Origin of the sequence: Acetoanaerobium noterae, from assembly GCF_900168025.1 — a bacterium.
Classification (GTDB): Bacteria; Bacillota; Clostridia; order Peptostreptococcales; family Filifactoraceae; genus Acetoanaerobium; species Acetoanaerobium noterae.
Window position 1 is genome coordinate 247,724 of sequence record NZ_FUYN01000001.1, and the last position, 17,872, is coordinate 265,595.

Annotated in this window: 19 protein-coding genes; all 19 read right to left on the reverse strand. The window is 33.4% G+C overall.

All coding sequences use genetic code 11. The annotated features are described in order from the left end of the window. Nucleotides 1–16: 16 nt before the first annotated feature. The 19 genes from B5X47_RS01210 to B5X47_RS01300 all read right to left on the reverse strand — a co-directional run bounded on the left by B5X47_RS01210 (nucleotide 17) and on the right by B5X47_RS01300 (nucleotide 17,847). Nucleotides 17–475, reverse strand: a complete 459-nt coding sequence (locus tag B5X47_RS01210) for a ribosome maturation factor RimP (RefSeq protein WP_079588407.1) — start codon at nucleotides 473–475, stop codon at nucleotides 17–19. Between the two features lie 202 nt (nucleotides 476–677). Continuing rightward, nucleotides 678–4,931, reverse strand: a complete 4,254-nt coding sequence (locus B5X47_RS01215; protein WP_079588408.1) for a PolC-type DNA polymerase III — start codon at nucleotides 4,929–4,931, stop codon at nucleotides 678–680. Between the two features lie 62 nt (nucleotides 4,932–4,993). Beyond that, nucleotides 4,994–6,040, reverse strand: a complete 1,047-nt coding sequence (ispG, locus tag B5X47_RS01220; RefSeq protein WP_079588409.1) for a flavodoxin-dependent (E)-4-hydroxy-3-methylbut-2-enyl-diphosphate synthase — start codon at nucleotides 6,038–6,040, stop codon at nucleotides 4,994–4,996. Between the two features lie 11 nt (nucleotides 6,041–6,051). Further along, entirely contained in the window at nucleotides 6,052–7,047 is a 996-nt protein-coding gene (gene rseP / locus B5X47_RS01225; protein WP_079588852.1) for an RIP metalloprotease RseP, read from the reverse strand. 22 nt (nucleotides 7,048–7,069) lie between these two features. After that, a complete protein-coding gene (locus B5X47_RS01230) occupies nucleotides 7,070–8,239 on the reverse strand; it encodes a 1-deoxy-D-xylulose-5-phosphate reductoisomerase (RefSeq protein WP_079588410.1) in 1,170 nt (389 codons plus the stop codon). A 25-nt stretch (nucleotides 8,240–8,264) separates the two neighbouring features. Continuing rightward, nucleotides 8,265–9,041 carry a phosphatidate cytidylyltransferase gene (locus tag B5X47_RS01235; RefSeq protein ID WP_159446362.1) on the reverse strand — a complete coding sequence of 259 codons (777 nt, stop codon included), beginning with the start codon at nucleotides 9,039–9,041 and terminating at the stop codon, nucleotides 8,265–8,267. 10 nt (nucleotides 9,042–9,051) lie between these two features. Next, a complete protein-coding gene (locus B5X47_RS01240) occupies nucleotides 9,052–9,780 on the reverse strand; it encodes an isoprenyl transferase (protein ID WP_143215736.1) in 729 nt (242 codons plus the stop codon). A gap of 51 nt (nucleotides 9,781–9,831) precedes the next feature. Beyond that, nucleotides 9,832–10,035 (reverse strand): hypothetical protein, encoded by a 204-nt coding sequence (locus B5X47_RS01245; RefSeq protein WP_079588413.1) that lies wholly within the window; start codon nucleotides 10,033–10,035, stop codon nucleotides 9,832–9,834. Then, the gene (gene frr / locus B5X47_RS01250) at nucleotides 10,035–10,592 is read right to left on the reverse strand and encodes a ribosome recycling factor (protein WP_079588414.1); all 558 of its coding nucleotides are present in this window, start codon (nucleotides 10,590–10,592) and stop codon (nucleotides 10,035–10,037) included. The genes B5X47_RS01245 and frr overlap by 1 nt, the downstream gene beginning before the upstream one ends. A 2-nt stretch (nucleotides 10,593–10,594) precedes the next feature. After that, a complete protein-coding gene (gene pyrH / locus B5X47_RS01255; RefSeq protein ID WP_013361916.1) occupies nucleotides 10,595–11,308 on the reverse strand; it encodes a UMP kinase in 714 nt (237 codons plus the stop codon). A 68-nt stretch (nucleotides 11,309–11,376) separates the two neighbouring features. Beyond that, nucleotides 11,377–12,291 (reverse strand): translation elongation factor Ts, encoded by a 915-nt coding sequence (tsf, locus tag B5X47_RS01260; protein ID WP_079588415.1) that lies wholly within the window; start codon nucleotides 12,289–12,291, stop codon nucleotides 11,377–11,379. 55 nt (nucleotides 12,292–12,346) lie between these two features. Continuing rightward, entirely contained in the window at nucleotides 12,347–13,093 is a 747-nt protein-coding gene (rpsB, locus tag B5X47_RS01265) for a 30S ribosomal protein S2 (RefSeq protein ID WP_079588416.1), read from the reverse strand. Between the two features lie 175 nt (nucleotides 13,094–13,268). After that, entirely contained in the window at nucleotides 13,269–13,859 is a 591-nt protein-coding gene (locus B5X47_RS01270; RefSeq protein WP_079588417.1) for a hypothetical protein, read from the reverse strand. Nucleotides 13,860–13,864: 5 nt separating this feature from the next. Continuing rightward, nucleotides 13,865–14,197 (reverse strand): hypothetical protein, encoded by a 333-nt coding sequence (locus B5X47_RS01275; RefSeq protein ID WP_079588418.1) that lies wholly within the window; start codon nucleotides 14,195–14,197, stop codon nucleotides 13,865–13,867. 13 nt (nucleotides 14,198–14,210) lie between these two features. After that, the gene (locus tag B5X47_RS01280) at nucleotides 14,211–15,623 is read right to left on the reverse strand and encodes a FapA family protein (RefSeq protein ID WP_079588419.1); all 1,413 of its coding nucleotides are present in this window, start codon (nucleotides 15,621–15,623) and stop codon (nucleotides 14,211–14,213) included. Between the two features lie 14 nt (nucleotides 15,624–15,637). Further along, nucleotides 15,638–16,381, reverse strand: coding sequence for a sigma-70 family RNA polymerase sigma factor (locus B5X47_RS01285; RefSeq protein WP_079588420.1), 744 nt, complete (start codon nucleotides 16,379–16,381; stop codon nucleotides 15,638–15,640). 17 nt (nucleotides 16,382–16,398) lie between these two features. Beyond that, a complete protein-coding gene (locus tag B5X47_RS01290) occupies nucleotides 16,399–16,710 on the reverse strand; it encodes a hypothetical protein (RefSeq protein ID WP_079588421.1) in 312 nt (103 codons plus the stop codon). Between the two features lie 35 nt (nucleotides 16,711–16,745). Continuing rightward, nucleotides 16,746–17,231 carry a chemotaxis protein CheD gene (locus B5X47_RS01295; RefSeq protein ID WP_079588422.1) on the reverse strand — a complete coding sequence of 162 codons (486 nt, stop codon included), beginning with the start codon at nucleotides 17,229–17,231 and terminating at the stop codon, nucleotides 16,746–16,748. Continuing rightward, nucleotides 17,224–17,847: a chemotaxis protein CheC gene (locus B5X47_RS01300; protein ID WP_079588423.1), complete on the reverse strand. Its 624-nt coding sequence runs from the start codon at nucleotides 17,845–17,847 to the stop codon at nucleotides 17,224–17,226. Before B5X47_RS01300 ends, B5X47_RS01295 begins: the two co-directional genes overlap by 8 nt. Nucleotides 17,848–17,872 lie beyond the last annotated feature (25 nt).

Genomic DNA, 17,872 nt, shown 5'->3' on the forward strand with positions numbered 1-17,872 from the left:
CTCCTTGATGAATCCTTTATATTTTTATCATTAGGCGAATAACCGCCACATTTTTTCTAGGAAATTTCATTAATCCTTTTGAGGTCTGTACCTCAACTTCATTATCATCGTTTAGACCTACTAAAGTGCCTTCAAACTCTTTCACGCCATCGATAGCTTTAAATAGCTTTAGCTCTACTTCTTTTCCTTTTTCTCTTATAAAGTCTTTTTCTTTTTTAAGATGTCTGTCCAGCCCTGGCGAAGAAATTTCAAGCATATAATTTTCTTCAATTGGGTCAAGCTCATCTAGTTTTTCACTTATCAGATGGCTAAAGTGCTGACAATCATCCAAAGACATTTTTCCCTGCTTATCGATATATATCCTAAGATACTTCAAAGAGCCTTCTTTGACATATTCTACATCAACTAGTTCAAAAGGGTCAGTAATCATATCGCTTACTATTCCCTCAATTAAAAGTTCTAATTTACTAGCCATAATAACACCTCCTATTAAGTTGTAATGTGCATTGTGAAAAGATAAAATGAAAGAGTGGGTATTAGTTCACCCACTCTTGCTGAGATTTCTTGATTAAGCTAATCTACTAAGATTCTCACACCTAAAGGGGAGCACCTTATCAAATACATTTCATAAAATAACGCACATTTTTATTATAACAGATTATTTATATACAAGCAACCTAAAGAAGCGAAAGTTGATTGGTTTCAGGAAGGCTGTTAAGGCATCCATAGCCTATCAGAGTTTCTATTACAGTTTTAGTTGCTTTAGTACGTTGCCTAAAATCCTCAATCGACATAAACTCTCTCGATGATTCATTTGCAATATTAATAGCTACAGTTTCGCCTAGTCCTTGCATAGATATTAGCGGAGGAATCAGAGCTTTGTCAGATGAAAGTTTAAATACCTTTGAATGAGATTTATATAAGTCAAGTCTATCTAGCTTTACTCCTCTACTAAACATCTCATAAGCCACCTCAAGCACAGTGGCAATATTTTTTTCTTTAGCTGTAGCCTTATTCCCTAGAGCTTCTAATTCTTTGAGTTTTTCTAAAACAGCATCCTTTCCTTTTGAAATTAGTTCTATATCAAAGTCCTCTGCTTTGGTAGTAAAGTAAGTAGCATAGAACGCTTCCTTATGATGTACTTTATAATAAGCTATTCTAAATGACATCATTACGTAGGCTGCCGCATGGGCTTTTGGAAACATGTACTTAATTTTATTACATGAATCTATATACCAAGAAGGCACATTTTTTTCCTTCATATCTTGGATATGTTCATCTGTTAAGCCTTTACCTTTTCTAACATTTTCCATTATTTTAAATGCCGTCTTTGGTTTTAAGCCCATTAATATAAGATAGTTCATAATATCATCTCTAGTTGAAATAACGTCCTTAAGCTCAGCAACCTTATTTCTTACAAGCTCTTGAGCATTGTTTATCCATACATCAGTACCATGAGAAAGTCCAGAGATTCTCACAAGCTCTGCAAAGGTGGTAGGCTGAGTATCAATCAGCATTTGCCTTACAAATTTTGTTCCAAATTCTGGTATACCCAGGCTTCCAACTGTACAGTTTATAGCTGATAAATCACACCCAAGCTTTTGGGTTGATGTAAACAAGGACATTGTATCTTTATCATCAAGGGGAATTTGGGTTGCATTTGTACCTGTTAAATCCTCAAGCATTTTTATAATGGAAGGAACGTCGTGTCCTAGTATGTCAAGCTTAAGGATCCTTCCACTTATGGAATGATAATCAAAATGAGTGGTTATAACTCCAGAAGAAGAATCATTTGCAGGATACTGGATAGGAGAAAAATCGAAAATCTCTTTGTAGTCAGGCACTACCATAACTCCACCAGGATGTTGTCCAGATGTACGCTTTATGCCTGTACATCCGCTTTTAAGCCTTTCCACTTCAGCTCCATTTGCCTCAAGTTCATTTTCTTCAATATATTTTTTTGCAAACCCATATGCAGTTTTTTCAGCTATTGTACCTATTGTTCCTGCTCTAAATACATATCCCTTTCCGAATAATTCTTCAGTATATTTATGAGCATTAGGTTGATACTCCCCCGCAAAGTTAAGATCTATATCGGGTTCTTTATCTCCTTCAAATCCTAAAAACACTTCAAACGGAATATCATGCCCATCCTTGGTAAGGTTTGTACTGCAATCAGGGCAAAGCTTATCTGGTAAATCAGCTCCACTTCCATAAGAGCCATCAGTTATAAAATAACTGTATTTACAATTACTACACACATAATGAGGAGGAAGAGGATTAACCTCGGTTATGTCACTCATAGTAGCTGCAAAGGAAGACCCAACAGAGCCTCTTGAGCCTACAAGGTATCCGTCCTGCATTGATTTAGTAACAAGCTTTTGAGCTATGATATACATTACTGCATACCCATTGCTAATGATAGAGCCTAGCTCTCTTTCTAATCTTTTTTCTACTATTTCTGGCAGGTTGTCTCCATAAATATTTCTTGCCTTGTCAAAGCACATTTGCCTTAATTCTTCATCTGAGCCTTCAATCCTAGGTGGATATGTACCATCTGGGACGGGCAGTATATCCTCTATCATGTCTGCAATTTTATTTGTGTTTTCAATTACAATTTCATTTGCAAGTCTAGGTTCTAAATAAGAAAAATCATCAAGCATCTCCTGTGTAGTTTTAAAATAAAGAGGAGTACTCTCATTTGCATCTTTAAATCCTAATGAGTGCTTAAGCACTGTTCTATATGCCTCATCTTCTGGATTTATAAAATGCACATCTGATGTTGCTACTGGTATTTTATTATTTCTAATTGCTATATCTATTATTGTCTTATTTATAGTTTGTAGCTCAATTTCATCTTTTACTGAATTTTTCTTTATCATAAAGTTATTGTTGGAAGTAGGCATAACTTCAATATAATCATAAAAATTAGCTATTTCATCAATTTCATCGTCGGATTTTCTTCTTAAAACTGCTTGATAAAGCTCTCCAGCCTCACATGCACTCCCTATCAATAATCCTTCTCTATGCTTTATCAAAAGGCTTTTTGGTATTCTAGGGTTTTTATAAAAATAATCTATATGGGAAGCAGATATAAGCTTATACAGATTTTTAAGCCCTGTATAGTCTTTGGCTATAATAGTTATATGATTACTAGGAATACTCTTATAATCTAGCTTACCTAGTTTGTCGTTTACCATCTCAAAGTTATTTATATCTTTATCTATTAGCATTTCCATAAACTTAATAAACACTAGCGCTGTTGCTTTAGCGTCATCCACTGCTCTATGATGATTCTCAAGGCTAATTCCAAGATGATTTGTTATTAAGTTTAATTTATGTCTTTTTAAATTAGGAAGCAATATCCTAGATAATTTAAGTGTATCTATATCCTTGTTTTCAAAAGCTAAGTTTAATCGCTTTGCTTTTGCTCTAATAAAGCCCATATCAAAATCACTGTTGTGAGCAACTAAAATGCTGTTTCCAACAAATTCTAAAAATCTTGGCAGAACTTCATCTATTGAGGGCTTATCCTTTATTAAGTCATTAGTTATACCAGTGAGCTCTTGAACTTTTAAAGGTATAGGCATATTGGGATTTATTAATTCTCCAAAGCTATCTATTATTTCTTTATTTCTTATTTTTACCGCGCCTATCTCAGTTATTTCGTCTGAAGTATTTGAAAATCCAGTAGTTTCTATATCGAAGACTACATATTCATCTTCAAAATTTCCTTCAGTATCAATTGATACAATCTTTGACATGTCGTTTACGAGATAGCCTTCAACTCCATATAGTATCTTCACACCTTCGTTTTGGCCAACTTCCATAGCTTCTGGAAAAGCCTGAACTACTCCATGATCCGTGATGGCTATTGCCTTGTGACCAAATTCCTTGGCTTTTTTTATAAGGGCTTTAACTCCTGGTATAGCATCCATTGCCGACATATTTGTGTGTGCATGGAGCTCTACTCTTTTTTGAGTGTTTATATCTTTTCTAATTTTTTTTGCTTTAGGCTCAATGTCCTTTGTCATTATTACAATTTCTTTTGCAAAGGCATCATAGTTCACATCTCCACTGATTTTTACATAGTCGCCTACTTTTATAGAAATTTCATCATCCTTTGAAAAAACCTTGCAGAAAATAGAACCAGTATAATCTGTAACTGCAAATGTAAAAAGATTTTTGCCATTTTTCAATTCTCTTTTTTCCATTGAAAATACATCGCCTACTACTGAGATAGCATATTCGTTTCCCTTTAAAGCTTTTATTGGTAATATTTCTTCATTGACATCTTTAGCATTCTTGCTTTTTTTGATATAAGCTGATTTATCCGCTGGTTTTTTCTCTGCCTTTTCCTTTGATGTGCTAGCTACTCTAGTAACTTTATCTAGATTACTTATAATGTAATTCGTATCTTCTTCTTTAGCCTGATTGTATAATTTCATATCAAGCTCTGTATTTGAGGATATAATGTTTACCTTATACATGAGGCCTAGTTCTTCTTGAATCATTGCACCTATAGAATATTCAAGGTTCTTCGAAGTAAGCCTTTTTAGGACAAATTTATCTTTAACATAAATATTTAAGCAATGCTCAGCTTGATTAAAGTCTAGGCTCAGAGCATCTTCATTTAGATATGAAGTGGATGGACATACTTCAGTTATTTTATATTTTATATTTCCTACATACTCTATAAGTAAACTCTCCACACCGGAGGCCAAGTTATATCTTGGTTTTAACGATACCCTGCTTAGATGCTTAAACTTAAGCTTGAGCTTACTTTCAGACTCTATTAGTTTAGGCATAGGGATAATCTTATCTGTTTTAAAATAAAGATTTAATTTTTTCTCATTCTTGAAATATACTATGTTATCCAATTCTACTTTAGCATCTATAGTTTCAAGCTCTATAAATTTAAAACGCTCCAAGTCAAACCATCTCCTATATCTAAATCAACGCTCTTATAAATAGATAAATTCTAAGCTTAAACTTAGAATTTATCTATTTCCTCTAGCAAAACTTCTATTATAGAAGCTTCATCCACTTTTCTAATTATTTGACCTTTTTTAAATAACAGGGCTTCAGATTTTCCACCTGCTATTCCAAGGTCAGCATCTCTTGCTTCTCCTGGTCCATTGACTGCACATCCCATGATTGCAACTGATATGTTCTTCTTAATGTTAGCTGTTGCTTTTTCAACCTTCTCGGCAAGGCCTATGATATCTATATCAGCTCTAGCGCAGGTAGGGCATGAAATAATTCTTATAGATTCATTATCCAGTCCGATAGACTTTAGTATTTCTTTTGCAACATATATTTCCTCTACTGGGTCAGCAGTTAAGGAAACTCTTATAGTATCTCCAATTCCATTTAGAAGCATATAACCAATTCCAATAGATGATTTTATAGTTCCTGCTTTTAAAGTCCCTGCTTCAGTTATTCCTAAATGTAGAGGATAATCGCTTTTGCTTGAAAACAGCTCATAGGCTTTTATAGTAGTTTCTATATCGCTTGCTTTTAAGGAAACAGCTGTGTTGTAAAAGTCGTATTTTTCTAGTATTTTTATATGTCTAAAAGCACTTTCTACCATAGCCTCAGGAGTTCTTCCCATAGAGTCTAAAAGATCTTTTTCCAAAGAGCCTGCATTAACTCCAATTCGAATTTTTATGTTTCTTTTCTTAGCTTCATTTACAACCTGAATAACTTTTTCTTCATTTCCGATATTTCCAGGATTGATTCTAAGTCCATGAACTCCATTTTTTATAGATTCAAGTGCTAATTTGTAATCAAAATGAATATCTGCAACTACTGGAATATCTACATTTGAAATTATTTCACCAATAGCCTGAGCACTTTCGTTATTAGGCACAGATACTCTGACAAGCTCGCAACCAGCTTTTTCTAGTGCTTTTATTTGAGCTATAGTCGCCTTGGCATCTGAGGTTTTTGTATTTGTCATAGATTGAATCACGATAGGAGAATCTCCCCCTATTGTAATATCTTTAACATATATTTTCTTAGTTTTTCTTCTTTGCATTAGTATTCTCCTTAACCAAATATCCTCAAGATATCCTTAGAGGTTATAAATAGCATTAATGCTAACAGTAGTATCATACCTATCATATGGACAAAGCCTTCTTTTTCTGGGTCTATTTTTTTGCCCCTTACAAGCTCTATTGCTTGAAATACAATACGGCTACCATCTAAAGCAGGTATTGGAAGTAGATTTATTAGCCCTAAATTCAAGCTTATTATAGCTGCTAATGAAATTACATTTGCAAAACCAGTTCTAGCAGCTTCACCTACAGCGCTTATTATTCCAACAGGTCCAACTACACCTTCGTCACCAGCTTGTCCAGTGAAGAGCTTTCCTAAAAAGCTTAACATGTCAGTAAGCATGAGTATAGTTTGATTTGTTCCAAATACTAAAGATTTTCCTGGGCTTTTTTCGGAAGCAGGTGATATTCCTACTACCTTTCTGCCTGCTTGCTCTACTGCATCTACAGCTATAACTTTCTGCTCATTATTCCTCTCAATTGTAAATTCTAAATCATTGTCAGGGGAGCTTTGTATTGCATCTGTAACAGACTGCCATGAATCTATTTTCTTATCATCTATCATTATAATTTTATCGCCGACTTCCAATCCAGAATTAGAAGCTGGCATATTTTCTACAAGAGCTCCGATTTTATTAACTGGAACACCAATCATCATAAACAAAAATGACATTAATACAATTGTAAGAATAAAATTCATAAATGGACCAGCAAATATTATTGCCATTCTCTTGAGAGGATGCTTGTTATTAAAGCTATTTGGATCTTGACTTTCACTATCTTCTCCTTCCATTCTTACATATCCGCCAAGCGGAAGTGCTCTTAAGGAGTATTCTGTTTCTTTTTTTGTTTTGCTATATAGCTTCGGCCCCATTCCTACAGAAAATTCATGTACCGTAACACCAAAATACTTTGCAGTAAAGAAATGTCCCATCTCATGAACTGTAACTATGACTCCAAAAACTATCAGTGCAATTATTATAGTCATTAAATTCATTATTTCACCTTTTCTATATCAACTTTGAAATTTTATTATTAACATATCGTCTAGCCCATTTATCAGCTTCAAGTATTTGACTCAAATCCGGATTATTGATTGAGTCATGAGAAGAAAGTGCTTCACTTATTATATTTGATATATCATAAAATTTGATTTTATCATTCAAAAACGCATATACTACTTCTTCATTTGCTGCATTAAGAACAGACAGATAGGTTCCTTCTTTTTCAAGAGCATCAAATGCAAGCTTTAAGCATGGAAAGCATTCGTAGTCTGGCTTTTCAAACGTGAGATTATTATACTTTATAAAATCCAGCCCATCCTCTTGAGACTCTAACCTTTGAGGATAGCCAAGAGCATATTGAATAGGTCCCTTCATATTCGGAGTACCTAGTTGAGCTTTTATACTTTTGTCTTTAAACTCAACCATAGAATGAATTATGCTTTGCGGGTGGACCAGAACATCTATTTTTTTTATGTCTAAATCAAATAGCCATTTTGCCTCTATCACCTCTAAGCCTTTATTCATAAGAGTAGCTGAATCTATTGTTATTTTTTGTCCCATACTCCAATTTGGATGTTTTAAAGCATTGCTCTTCGTCATCTGAGCTATAGCTTCTTTATCCAGCCCTCTAAATGGTCCTCCTGAGGCTGTTAGAATAATTTTATTAATATTGCTAGTATTTTCACCCACTAGACACTGAAAAATAGCGCTATGCTCACTATCTACAGGAATAATAGCCACATTGTGCTTTTTTGCTTCGTCCATAACTAGCTTCCCAGCAGTTACTAGGGTTTCTTTATTTGCTAGAGCGATAGTAGTTCCTCTTTTTATAGCAGTAAGCGTGGGAATAAGTCCTATCATGCCTACTACCGATGTAAGAAGTATATCATTTTGCTTTGCATCAGCAATTTTAATCAAACCATCTAGCCCATAGCAAAGCTCTATATTGTAATCTAAATCCAGTTTATCAACCTTAGACTTTAAATCCGAATATTTAGCTTCATCATAAATACATACAATTTTAGGGTTAAATTCTAGTATTTGATTTATAAGTATATCTACGCTACTATTTGCTGATAATCCAAATACATCAAATTTATCTTTATGATTTCTTATAACATCTAAAGTCTGGGTTCCAATAGAACCAGTCGATCCTAGAATAGAAATTATTTTCATGGTTACACCTGCTTTTAATTAATTTTTATATTAGCTTTGCAATAAACATCACTATATAAGTAAATGGCGCTGTAAATATAATGCTGTCTATTCTATCTAGCATTCCTCCATGGCCAGGTATAAGATTTCCATAATCTTTTACACCTAGCTTACGTTTAAAAGAAGATGCAAATAAGTCTCCTGCTTGAGATATTACGCTTCCTATTAGCGCTGAGACTCCTATTAACAAGATATACTCAGGATGCACGAAATAAGCATATACAGTAGATATTATAATACAGCCAATTATACCTCCAATAGCCCCTTCTATGGTTTTTTTAGGGCTAACCTTTGGCATAAGTTTATGCTTTCCAAAAGCAAAGCCTGCAAAGTAGGCACAGGTATCTGTCGCCCACGCAAAAATAAAAATATACCAAATGAAATCAAACGATGCCTCTCTAACAACTATCACACTGCTAAGAGCAACCGTTATATAAACAAAAGTTAAGATGCTTACAGAAATATCCTCTACTGTTTTTTTTCCAAAAATAAGAAGGATGCTCTCGCCCACTACAAGTATAAATAGCAAAACAGGTAGCACCGACCATATATTTTGCCAGCTAGGAACTAAAAATAGTATTGTTATAATATATAAAATTGCATTTGTTGGTTTAATCCCCGATGCAGCAAATGCATTTGTAAATTCTTTTATCGATATTAATGCAACAATTAAAACTGCTAGCTTTGTTACAAGTCCTCCATATATGATAACAAAGAAAAATATCGGAAGAAGAACTAGTGCAGATATAATTCTGACTTTCAAAATACCCCTCCTAACTTATGGTGCCGAATCTTCTATCTCTATTTTGATAATCAAAAATTGCTTTATATAAATCTTCTCTTTTAAAATCTGGCCAGTTTATGTCAGAAAACCAAAATTCGGCATAGGCTGCTTCCCACATTAAAAAGTTAGAAAGTCTTAATTCTCCGCTTGGTCTTATAATTAAATCAGGGTCTGGTAACAATCTAGTGCTTAGGTAATTCCTCATAAAGTCTTCATCAACACTATCAATATCAATACCCTTTTCTCTTTCCTCTAATATTATATTTTTTACAGCTGTCATAATATCATTTCTGCTTCCGTAGTTTAGAGCAAGCGACATTACAACTCCAGTATTATTCTTAGTTTTTTCAATGGAGTGGCAAAGCTCATCATAAATTAACTTCGGGAGCTTTGAGTAATCTCCAATTGCATTGATTCTAACATTATTTTTATCTAGCTCTTTTGTTTCTTTTTTTAAGTACTCAAGTAAAAGCTTCATAAGAGCACTTACTTCCTCTTCTGGTCTATTCCAGTTTTCAGTGGAAAAAGCATACAGGGTCAAATACTCAACCTTAAGCTCATTGCAAGCCTTTACAATATCTCTTATTGTTTCCACTCCAGCTTTATGCCCAAAGCTTCTTGGAAGCATTCTTTTCTTAGCCCAACGTCCATTTCCATCCATTATTATACCAATATGGCTAGGTATATTATTTTTATCTATTTTATCATAATAACTCAAAGATATCATTCCTTTAATATGAAGTTACCCCGACCAAAAGGCCGGGGTTTTTTATATAGCAGTTTTAAAATAGGATAAAACCACCTGTATTTCACCATTATCGTAATTTGCTTTTACTGCATACTCTTCAGTTAAGATGTTTGAATCTTTATGACCTTTTGTGTGTGAAAAATTAACAACTAGATTATTTTCTTTTGCATAATCCAGTATATATAATTTTGATTTACCAATAAGTTTATGACAAATATTGTCCATTAAACCTCCATTATATCCTTCTCTTTTTTTGCCAGCATATCATCTATCATCTTGATATGAGAATCAGTAAGCTTTTGAACTTCATCCTGAGCCTTTTTTGAATCATCTTCAGTTAGCTCAGAAGTTTTTTCCATTTTTTTAATTGCTTCGTTTGCTTCACGTCTTTCATTTCTGATTGCAACTTTAGCTTGTTCTCCAGTTTTAGCTACTAGCTTTATAAGATCTTTTCTTCTTTCTTCAGTAAGCTGTGGTATGTTAATTCTAATTGAGTTACCATCATTTGTCGGATTGAAGCCTAAATCTGAACTAAGAATAGCTTTTTCAATACTTCCCATAGCACTTTTATCCCATGGTTGAATAAGTATAGTTCTAGGTTCAGGTGATGATACTCCAGCCATTTGCTTAAGTGGAGTCATAGTTCCATAGTAATCAACCATCACACGATCTAACATATTAGGATTTGCTCTTCCTGCTCTAATAGTGAGTAGCTCATCTTTTAAAACAGCAATCGTTTTTTCCATTTTTTCTTCAATTTTCTTGTGGATATCGAGTTTCATACTTAATCCCCCTTTACTATAGTTCCAATATTTTTTCCTTTAACTACTTCTATTATATTATTTGGATCTTCAAGTGAAAATACCCTTATAGGAATATTATTATCCATACACAATGATGTCGCTGTTGAGTCCATTACTTTAAGCCCTTTGTTTAAAACATCCATATAAGTTAACTCGTCAAATTTAACTGCATCTGGATTAAGTACTGGGTCACTATCGTAAACACCATCAACTTTTTTAGCTAAAAGAATTACATCCGCCTCTATTTCTGCTGCTCTAAGCGCTGCAGTAGTGTCAGTAGAAAAATATGGATTTCCAGTTCCAGCTCCAAAAATCACTACTCTTTGCTTTTCAAGATGTCTTATAGCTCTTCTACGAATATAAGGTTCAGCAATCTGTCTCATTTCTATTGCAGTTTGCACTCTAGTCACTACGCCTTCATTTTCAAGAGATGATTGAAGCGCAAGAGAGTTAATCACAGTTGCAAGCATGCCCATGTAATCACCTGTTGTTCTGTCCATACCTTCACCGCTTCGGCCTCTAAAGATATTTCCTCCACCAACAACAATTGCCACTTCTACTCCCATATCCATCAATGTTTTTATAGATTTAGCTATAGAGTTAAGTACAGAATTTTCTATCCCATAGCCTTTATCTCCAGCCAATGCTTCACCACTTAGTTTTAGCAGAACTCTTTTATATTGTGTACTTGTCATAAATTCCTCCCAAAGAACCGGTTTTGAAAAAAGAGAACACAACGGGTGTTCTCTTTTAGATTATAATATTAGTTACCTAATTGCTTAGCAACTTCTTCTGCAAAATTTTCTGATTTCTTTTCAAGGCCTTCTCCAACCTCGAATCTTTCAACTGCTACTACTTTTATTTCAACGCCTAAAGCTTTTGCAGTATCTGCAACAACGTCTTTAACCGCTTTATCAGAATCCTTTACAAATGTTTGCTCAAGTAGACAAACTTCTTTAAGTTGCTTTTGTAATCTTCCTTCAACCATTTTTTCAACTATGTTCTGTGGTTTTCCTTCATTAAGAGCTTGCTGAATAAGGATTTCTCTTTCGTGGTTGATGTAATCTTGGTCTACATCATCACGAGAAATATATTTTGGATTCATAGCTGCAACTTGCATTGCTATGTCTTTTCCTAGTTCATCTAATTTCTCAGAATCGCTAGCAGCTTCTAGTTTAACTAATACTGCTATTTTACCAGCTCCGTGAACATAACCTGAAATTCTTCCAGCTTCTATTGATAGCGCTGAGAATCTTCTTACGTTCATATTCTCACCGATTTTAGCAATTTTAGATGTAAGCTCAGCTTCAACTGTAACTCCAGCAGAGTATTCAGATGCAAGAAGTGCTTCTAAATCTTTAGGCTCTTTTTCCATTGCAACCTTAGTAACGTTAGCTACAAAAGTTTGGAACTCTTCGTTTTTAGCAACGAAATCTGTTTCTGAATTTACTTCAGTCATTGCAGCTTTCTTTCCATCTTCAGATATCATCATTCCAACTAATCCTTCTGCTGCAATACGATCTGATTTTTTAGCCGCTTGAGAAAGTCCTTTTTCTCTTAGGATATCTATAGCTCTGTCCATGTTACCTTCTGCTTCAGTTAATGCCTTCTTGCAATCCATCATTCCAGCACCAGTTTTTTCTCTTAACTCTTTAACCATACCTGCTGTAATAGCCATAATATCTCCTCCTGTACATTAGTAAGGGTAAGGGCTTGCCCTTACCCAATTTATATTATTCAGCTTCTACTACTTCTGCTTCTACAGCAGCTTCTTCAGTAGATGTAGTTTCTTCAATTTGTCCTTGCTTTGCTTCGATAATAGCTTGTGAAATAGTAGACGCAATAAGTTTTACTGCTCTGATTGCATCGTCATTTCCTGGGATAGGGAAGTCAATTTCATCTGGATCACAGTTTGTATCTACGATACCAACAACTGGGATTCCTAATTTATGAGCTTCTTTAACAGCTATTCTTTCTTTTCTAGGGTCAACTATGAAAATAGCTCCTGGAACTTCTGGCATATCTTTAATACCGTTAAGGTATTTTTCTAGCTTTTCTTTTTCGTTCATAAGCTGGATTACTTCTTTTTTAGGAAGAACATCGAAAGTTCCATCTTCTTGCATTCTTTCAAGTTCTCTTAATCTATCTATTCTCTTTTTGATAGTTTGGTAGTTTGTTAGCATTCCACCTAACCATCTTTCATTTACATAGTACATTCCTGATCTTTCTGCTTCTTCTTTGATAGAATCTTGAGCTTGCTTTTTAGTTCCTACGAAAAGAATTGGCTTTCCAGTTTCAGCAACTTCTCTGATGAAGCTATAAGCTTCTTCAATTTTCTTTACTGTTTTTTGTAAATCAATGATGTATATTCCATTTCTTTCTGTGAATATAAATCTTGACATTTTAGGGTTCCATCTTCTAGTCTGGTGACCGAAATGAACTCCTGCTTCTAACAACTGCTTCATACTTACTACTGACATTTAATTTCCTCCTTGGTTTTTACCTCCGTCCCTTTCATCTTTTCAAGAAGCCTTTCGGCACCGCCTCAAAAATTAAGGAACGTGTGTGATTTAATTCCTCTAATATAATATAGGAAAGTTGAAACAAAATCAAGAATAATTTATATATGTATAATAAAATTATGACCTTTTATGTTTAATTCGACAGCACGTCTACAATTTCTCTAAGTGAACTATTTACTTTAAAGCTTTTAGTTCCCGGTTTAATTTTTGTACTCCTATCAATCATATATTGAAATTTTTCAAAAGCATCTTCATCAACAATTACCTGTTCTTTAGCTAAAACTTCTCTAATTCTAAGGCTTTTTTCATCGTATAGTTTAAGTGCATTTGTGTGCTTTGGGACTATTCCATAATCCACAAGATATTTCTCAGCTTCTAGCTTATCGTATTCTAATATCTCCAAAATAAGCATTATATCATTCTTATGTGGATAAATGTTCCCCTCTACAAGCTTACCGGCAATCTCTTCATGTGAATCGTTTTGATTTATAACTATTTCAGCTTCAGCTGGCTCATTAGCTTCTTTGTCATCTGTTTCTTCTGCTTTTACATCTAATTGAGCTTGAAGATTGCTTTTTTCTTCCAAAAGACTTTCATAGCTTTTTTTTAAATCCAGTAACGCTTTTTCATTAGTATTTGTATCAAAGATAAGAACATTTAAAAAAGCCATTATAATAATTCCCATAGCAACCCCAAGTAAATATGTAGCTATTTTCTTTTCCATAATGTTTATCTGTTTCCTCTCATCTTCATAATCAGGTCAATTTCTTTAACGCTTCTATTCATCGCCTTAGCCATATCAATATTGCTCATACCTTGTTTAGAGAACTTGCCTATTATGTCATCATCAGTTTGTAGCTTGGTTTCGATTGATTGAAGTTCAGCTTTAAGCTTATCAATTTCACTAATTATCTGATTAGTTGAGCGATGAATTAAAATTAGTTCTCCCTGAAGATTCTCTTCATTAGTCTTCGTGTCATCTTTTTTTGCAAACACCAAAAATGATATAATATTAAGTACAAAAGCTGCTCCTAATAAAATTAAAACTACACTTTGCGACATATTTCCTCCTAATTTAATTCTTGTGAATTACTATATCTCCGTCTTGGACATAGAACTTTGATGCTCCCGTTTCATCTTTAATATATCTGCTGTATCTACCTATCGTAATTTTTACTCCAGGATAAATTTTGTCTTTGACTTGCATCATTCCATATCTAATCTCGCTAAGCTGCTTTTCAATTTTTTGAATCTCAGTCTCTACTATACTGATGTTTTGAACTGTCTTATTATAGTCTTCTAACATTTTTACAAAAGAAATTTTCTTTATGTTATCCATTAGACCTCTTTGCAATAGCTGTTTACCTGTCTCAATAGTAGGCTGTAATTCTTTTAATTTCTTTTCATATGAATGAAGTTCATCTCTATATGCATCTAATTTATTTTTCTGTGAAGGATCTAGTCCAATTTCAATAACAGTCTTTGTTCCCATATACGAGCCTATTACTTGAGCATTTATTTCATTTTTTACTCTAATCTCTCCACCAACAATTAGACCTTTTTTGCCTTTTACAACTAAATTTGAACCACAGCTAATATTACTGTGAACTACAAAATCTGTTATTATATCTCCTTCAGAAAATACGCAAGCGTTTTCAATAAATCTACATATTGTACTTCCACTTACTTTTATAGATGATTTAGCATTTCCTTGAACTCCACCTTTAACTACTAAATCTCTACCGACTATAATATTAGCAGCTTCAATTACTCCATTTACTTCAAGGCTCCCTACGCAGTTAACTTCAAATCCAGTCTTTATATCTCCATTAACTACTACATCTCCACCAAAATTAATATTTCCAGTGCTAGTATCCACATTACCCTTTATAGTTAAAACATCATTTACTTGAAGCTTATCGCCTGCATATTCAAGTCTTCCATCTTTTGTAGATATTAGACTAGTTTTGTCTTCAGATTCCTCTACATTTTTCCCATACTTAAAAACTGCTTCTTTTCCCGGAACTGCAGGAATTTCTTCACCCTTTAAATTTTTCCCACCATGCCCCATGGTAGGTGGAATCTTTTTAGCTAAAATATCACCTTGGCTTACCTGAATGAACCACCCTAGTTCTTTGAAATTGATGTTTCCCTTATCATCTTGATTAAGAGATATGGAATTCTTTATTCTATGAGTATACTGTATATAACCATCATCACCTTTTTGAGGCATATCAGCTTCAGCAACCATGACTGACTTTTGATAAATTCTAGAATCTATCATATCTCTAATAATGTTTGTTTGAACTCCATATACTATCTCTTTGTCTCTCAAGAAATTTTCAACTTCCTCAACAGTCAGATTTTTGTCAGGAATCTCATCAGTATCTAGAGATATTTCCAGATATGCTTTCATATAATCCTTTGTTACAACCAGTTTAAGGGTGTAGTCATCTATTATTTTATCAAAATTAATTCGCTGAAACATTAACCACGGCCTCCTTAGTGCTGAAATTGTTTTCTCATTTTTGATATAGCTTTACTGTGTATTTGAGAGACTCTGGATTCAGAAATATTTAATATTTCCCCTATTTCCTTGTAGGTCAATCCCTCATAGTAGTACAGGTTTATGATGAGCTGTTCTCTTTCATTTAGCTCACCAATCGTTCTTTGAAGTTCTTTAATCGTATCATTATAAACTGTTAAGTCCTCCGGGCTAGATTCAATACTTTCATCCTTTAGCTGTATTTTAAAAGATTCATTAAAATCGTCTTCTATAGACAAAATATTATAAACCGAAGTTTCATCTATTAATGTAAGAACTTCTTGTTCTGATTTGCCTAAATATTTTGCTATTTCTTGATATGATGCTTCTCTTCCAAGCTTAGATTCTAAAGCTTCATTTGCATCCTTTAAAATTTTTGATTTTTGTCTAATAGATCTAGGTATCCAGTCTAAATTTCTAATTTGATCAATTATGGATCCCCTTATTCTAATAGATGCATAGGTTTCAAACTTAATATTTTTGCTAGGATCATACTTATCTATGGCATCTATTAACCCAATCACTCCATAACTCATTAAATCATCATATTCAATATTGCTTGCATAATAATTATAAAGCTTGCCTGCAATTATCTTCACAAGATTAATATATTCCTCTATAATTACTTTTTTAATTTCCTTCTTTTTATCCAAGTTTTCTTCTTGAGAATACCTATCCCAAATATCAATTTGTCTAGCCATCTTCAATCCCCCTTTTCTCAATTATCTGGGGTCCAGTCTTTAAATTCTTCATCTTCATCAAGTGAAGAGGCCTCCTTTAAAATCTGTTTGATTTCTTCTTCTGATTCAGTAGGTACAATTAAATCAATAATGTTTTCGTCAGTTTTTTTATTTTTCAACGTCTTAATTATTAGCCAAATTATCAATAATATTAAATTAATTCCAACAGCTAAAAATAATAAGTTCTTTAAAAATGTAAATAGGCTCCAACGCTTGAGCATAGATATAAATAAAGTTGTCATAGACAATATATAGTTTAATAATATCAATATAGTAAAATATTTTCCCATGACAGCTCCTTTGAAACCCTTTGATTTTATTAGTTCTATATAAAATGCTCTCCTTTACCAATACTTTTTATGTTTAGTTTTTGGTTATTGCAATCAAATTTGATAGTTCTACCGTGATTTCCTAAAACATCTTCTGCTATTATTGGTATATTTAAGGATTTAAGCTTTTCTTTTACAGCTATTACATTTCGTTTCCCTATATTTAAGCTTTCAGTATTAAGAGAAACGCTAAACATCTGAGCTCCTCCAGCTATTTTTGCTTTTAGAGAGGATTTTGATACCTTGAGCTTTATTAACTCTTCTAGCATCAAATCTATACAGGTGTCCGCAAACTTCATTTTATTAGAATTATTTTTAATTTCCAAGCTGGAAGGCAACATTATATGAGCCATTCCAGCTATTTTTTTTGAGGAATCATATATAACAACGCCAACACAAGATCCTAATCCTAATGTTATTAAAACCTCTTCTCCTGAAGCAACTTTGTAGTCTGCCATGCCTACTTTAATATTTTTATCCATTGCCTAGCACCCCTAAGCTTCTAAATAAGGTGTCAAACGATGTCAAATCTGGCATGAAGAAGAAATAGCATTTAATTTTTTCATCATCTATTTCAAGCTTGTTTTCAATTAGAATAAGCTTATCACTTTCAAGCCCATATTCTACAGCTGGAACACTTAAAATTGAGCTCACCATATCTATATTTACTGCTGGAACAGAAATATTTATATTTAATGAAGTCAGCATAGAAATAGAAGTAACGTATCCACTGGACATTATGTTACCAAGCTCTTGAATTACAGATGATTCTATTTCATTATAAATATCACTTTCAGGCTTTTTCCCAAAAAGTATTCTAACAAGATTATCTGAAGATGCTTTATCTAGTAAAGTTAGAATTGTTCCATTAATATCTCCATTGAAGTTAATATATACACCTACTGTTATTTCTTCTTCATCTTCAAAGAGCTCAACAACTTTTTCAGTCTCAATTACTTCAATGTTTGGAACTTCCATGTTTACAGATTTATTTATCATCTTCGAAAGAGAAGTAGCTGCATTTCCCGAACCTATATTTCCAATCTCCTTTAAAACATCTAAATACAAGCCGTTAATATTATCCATACTAAAATCCATAGCATTCTCCTTACTAAGATGTGCG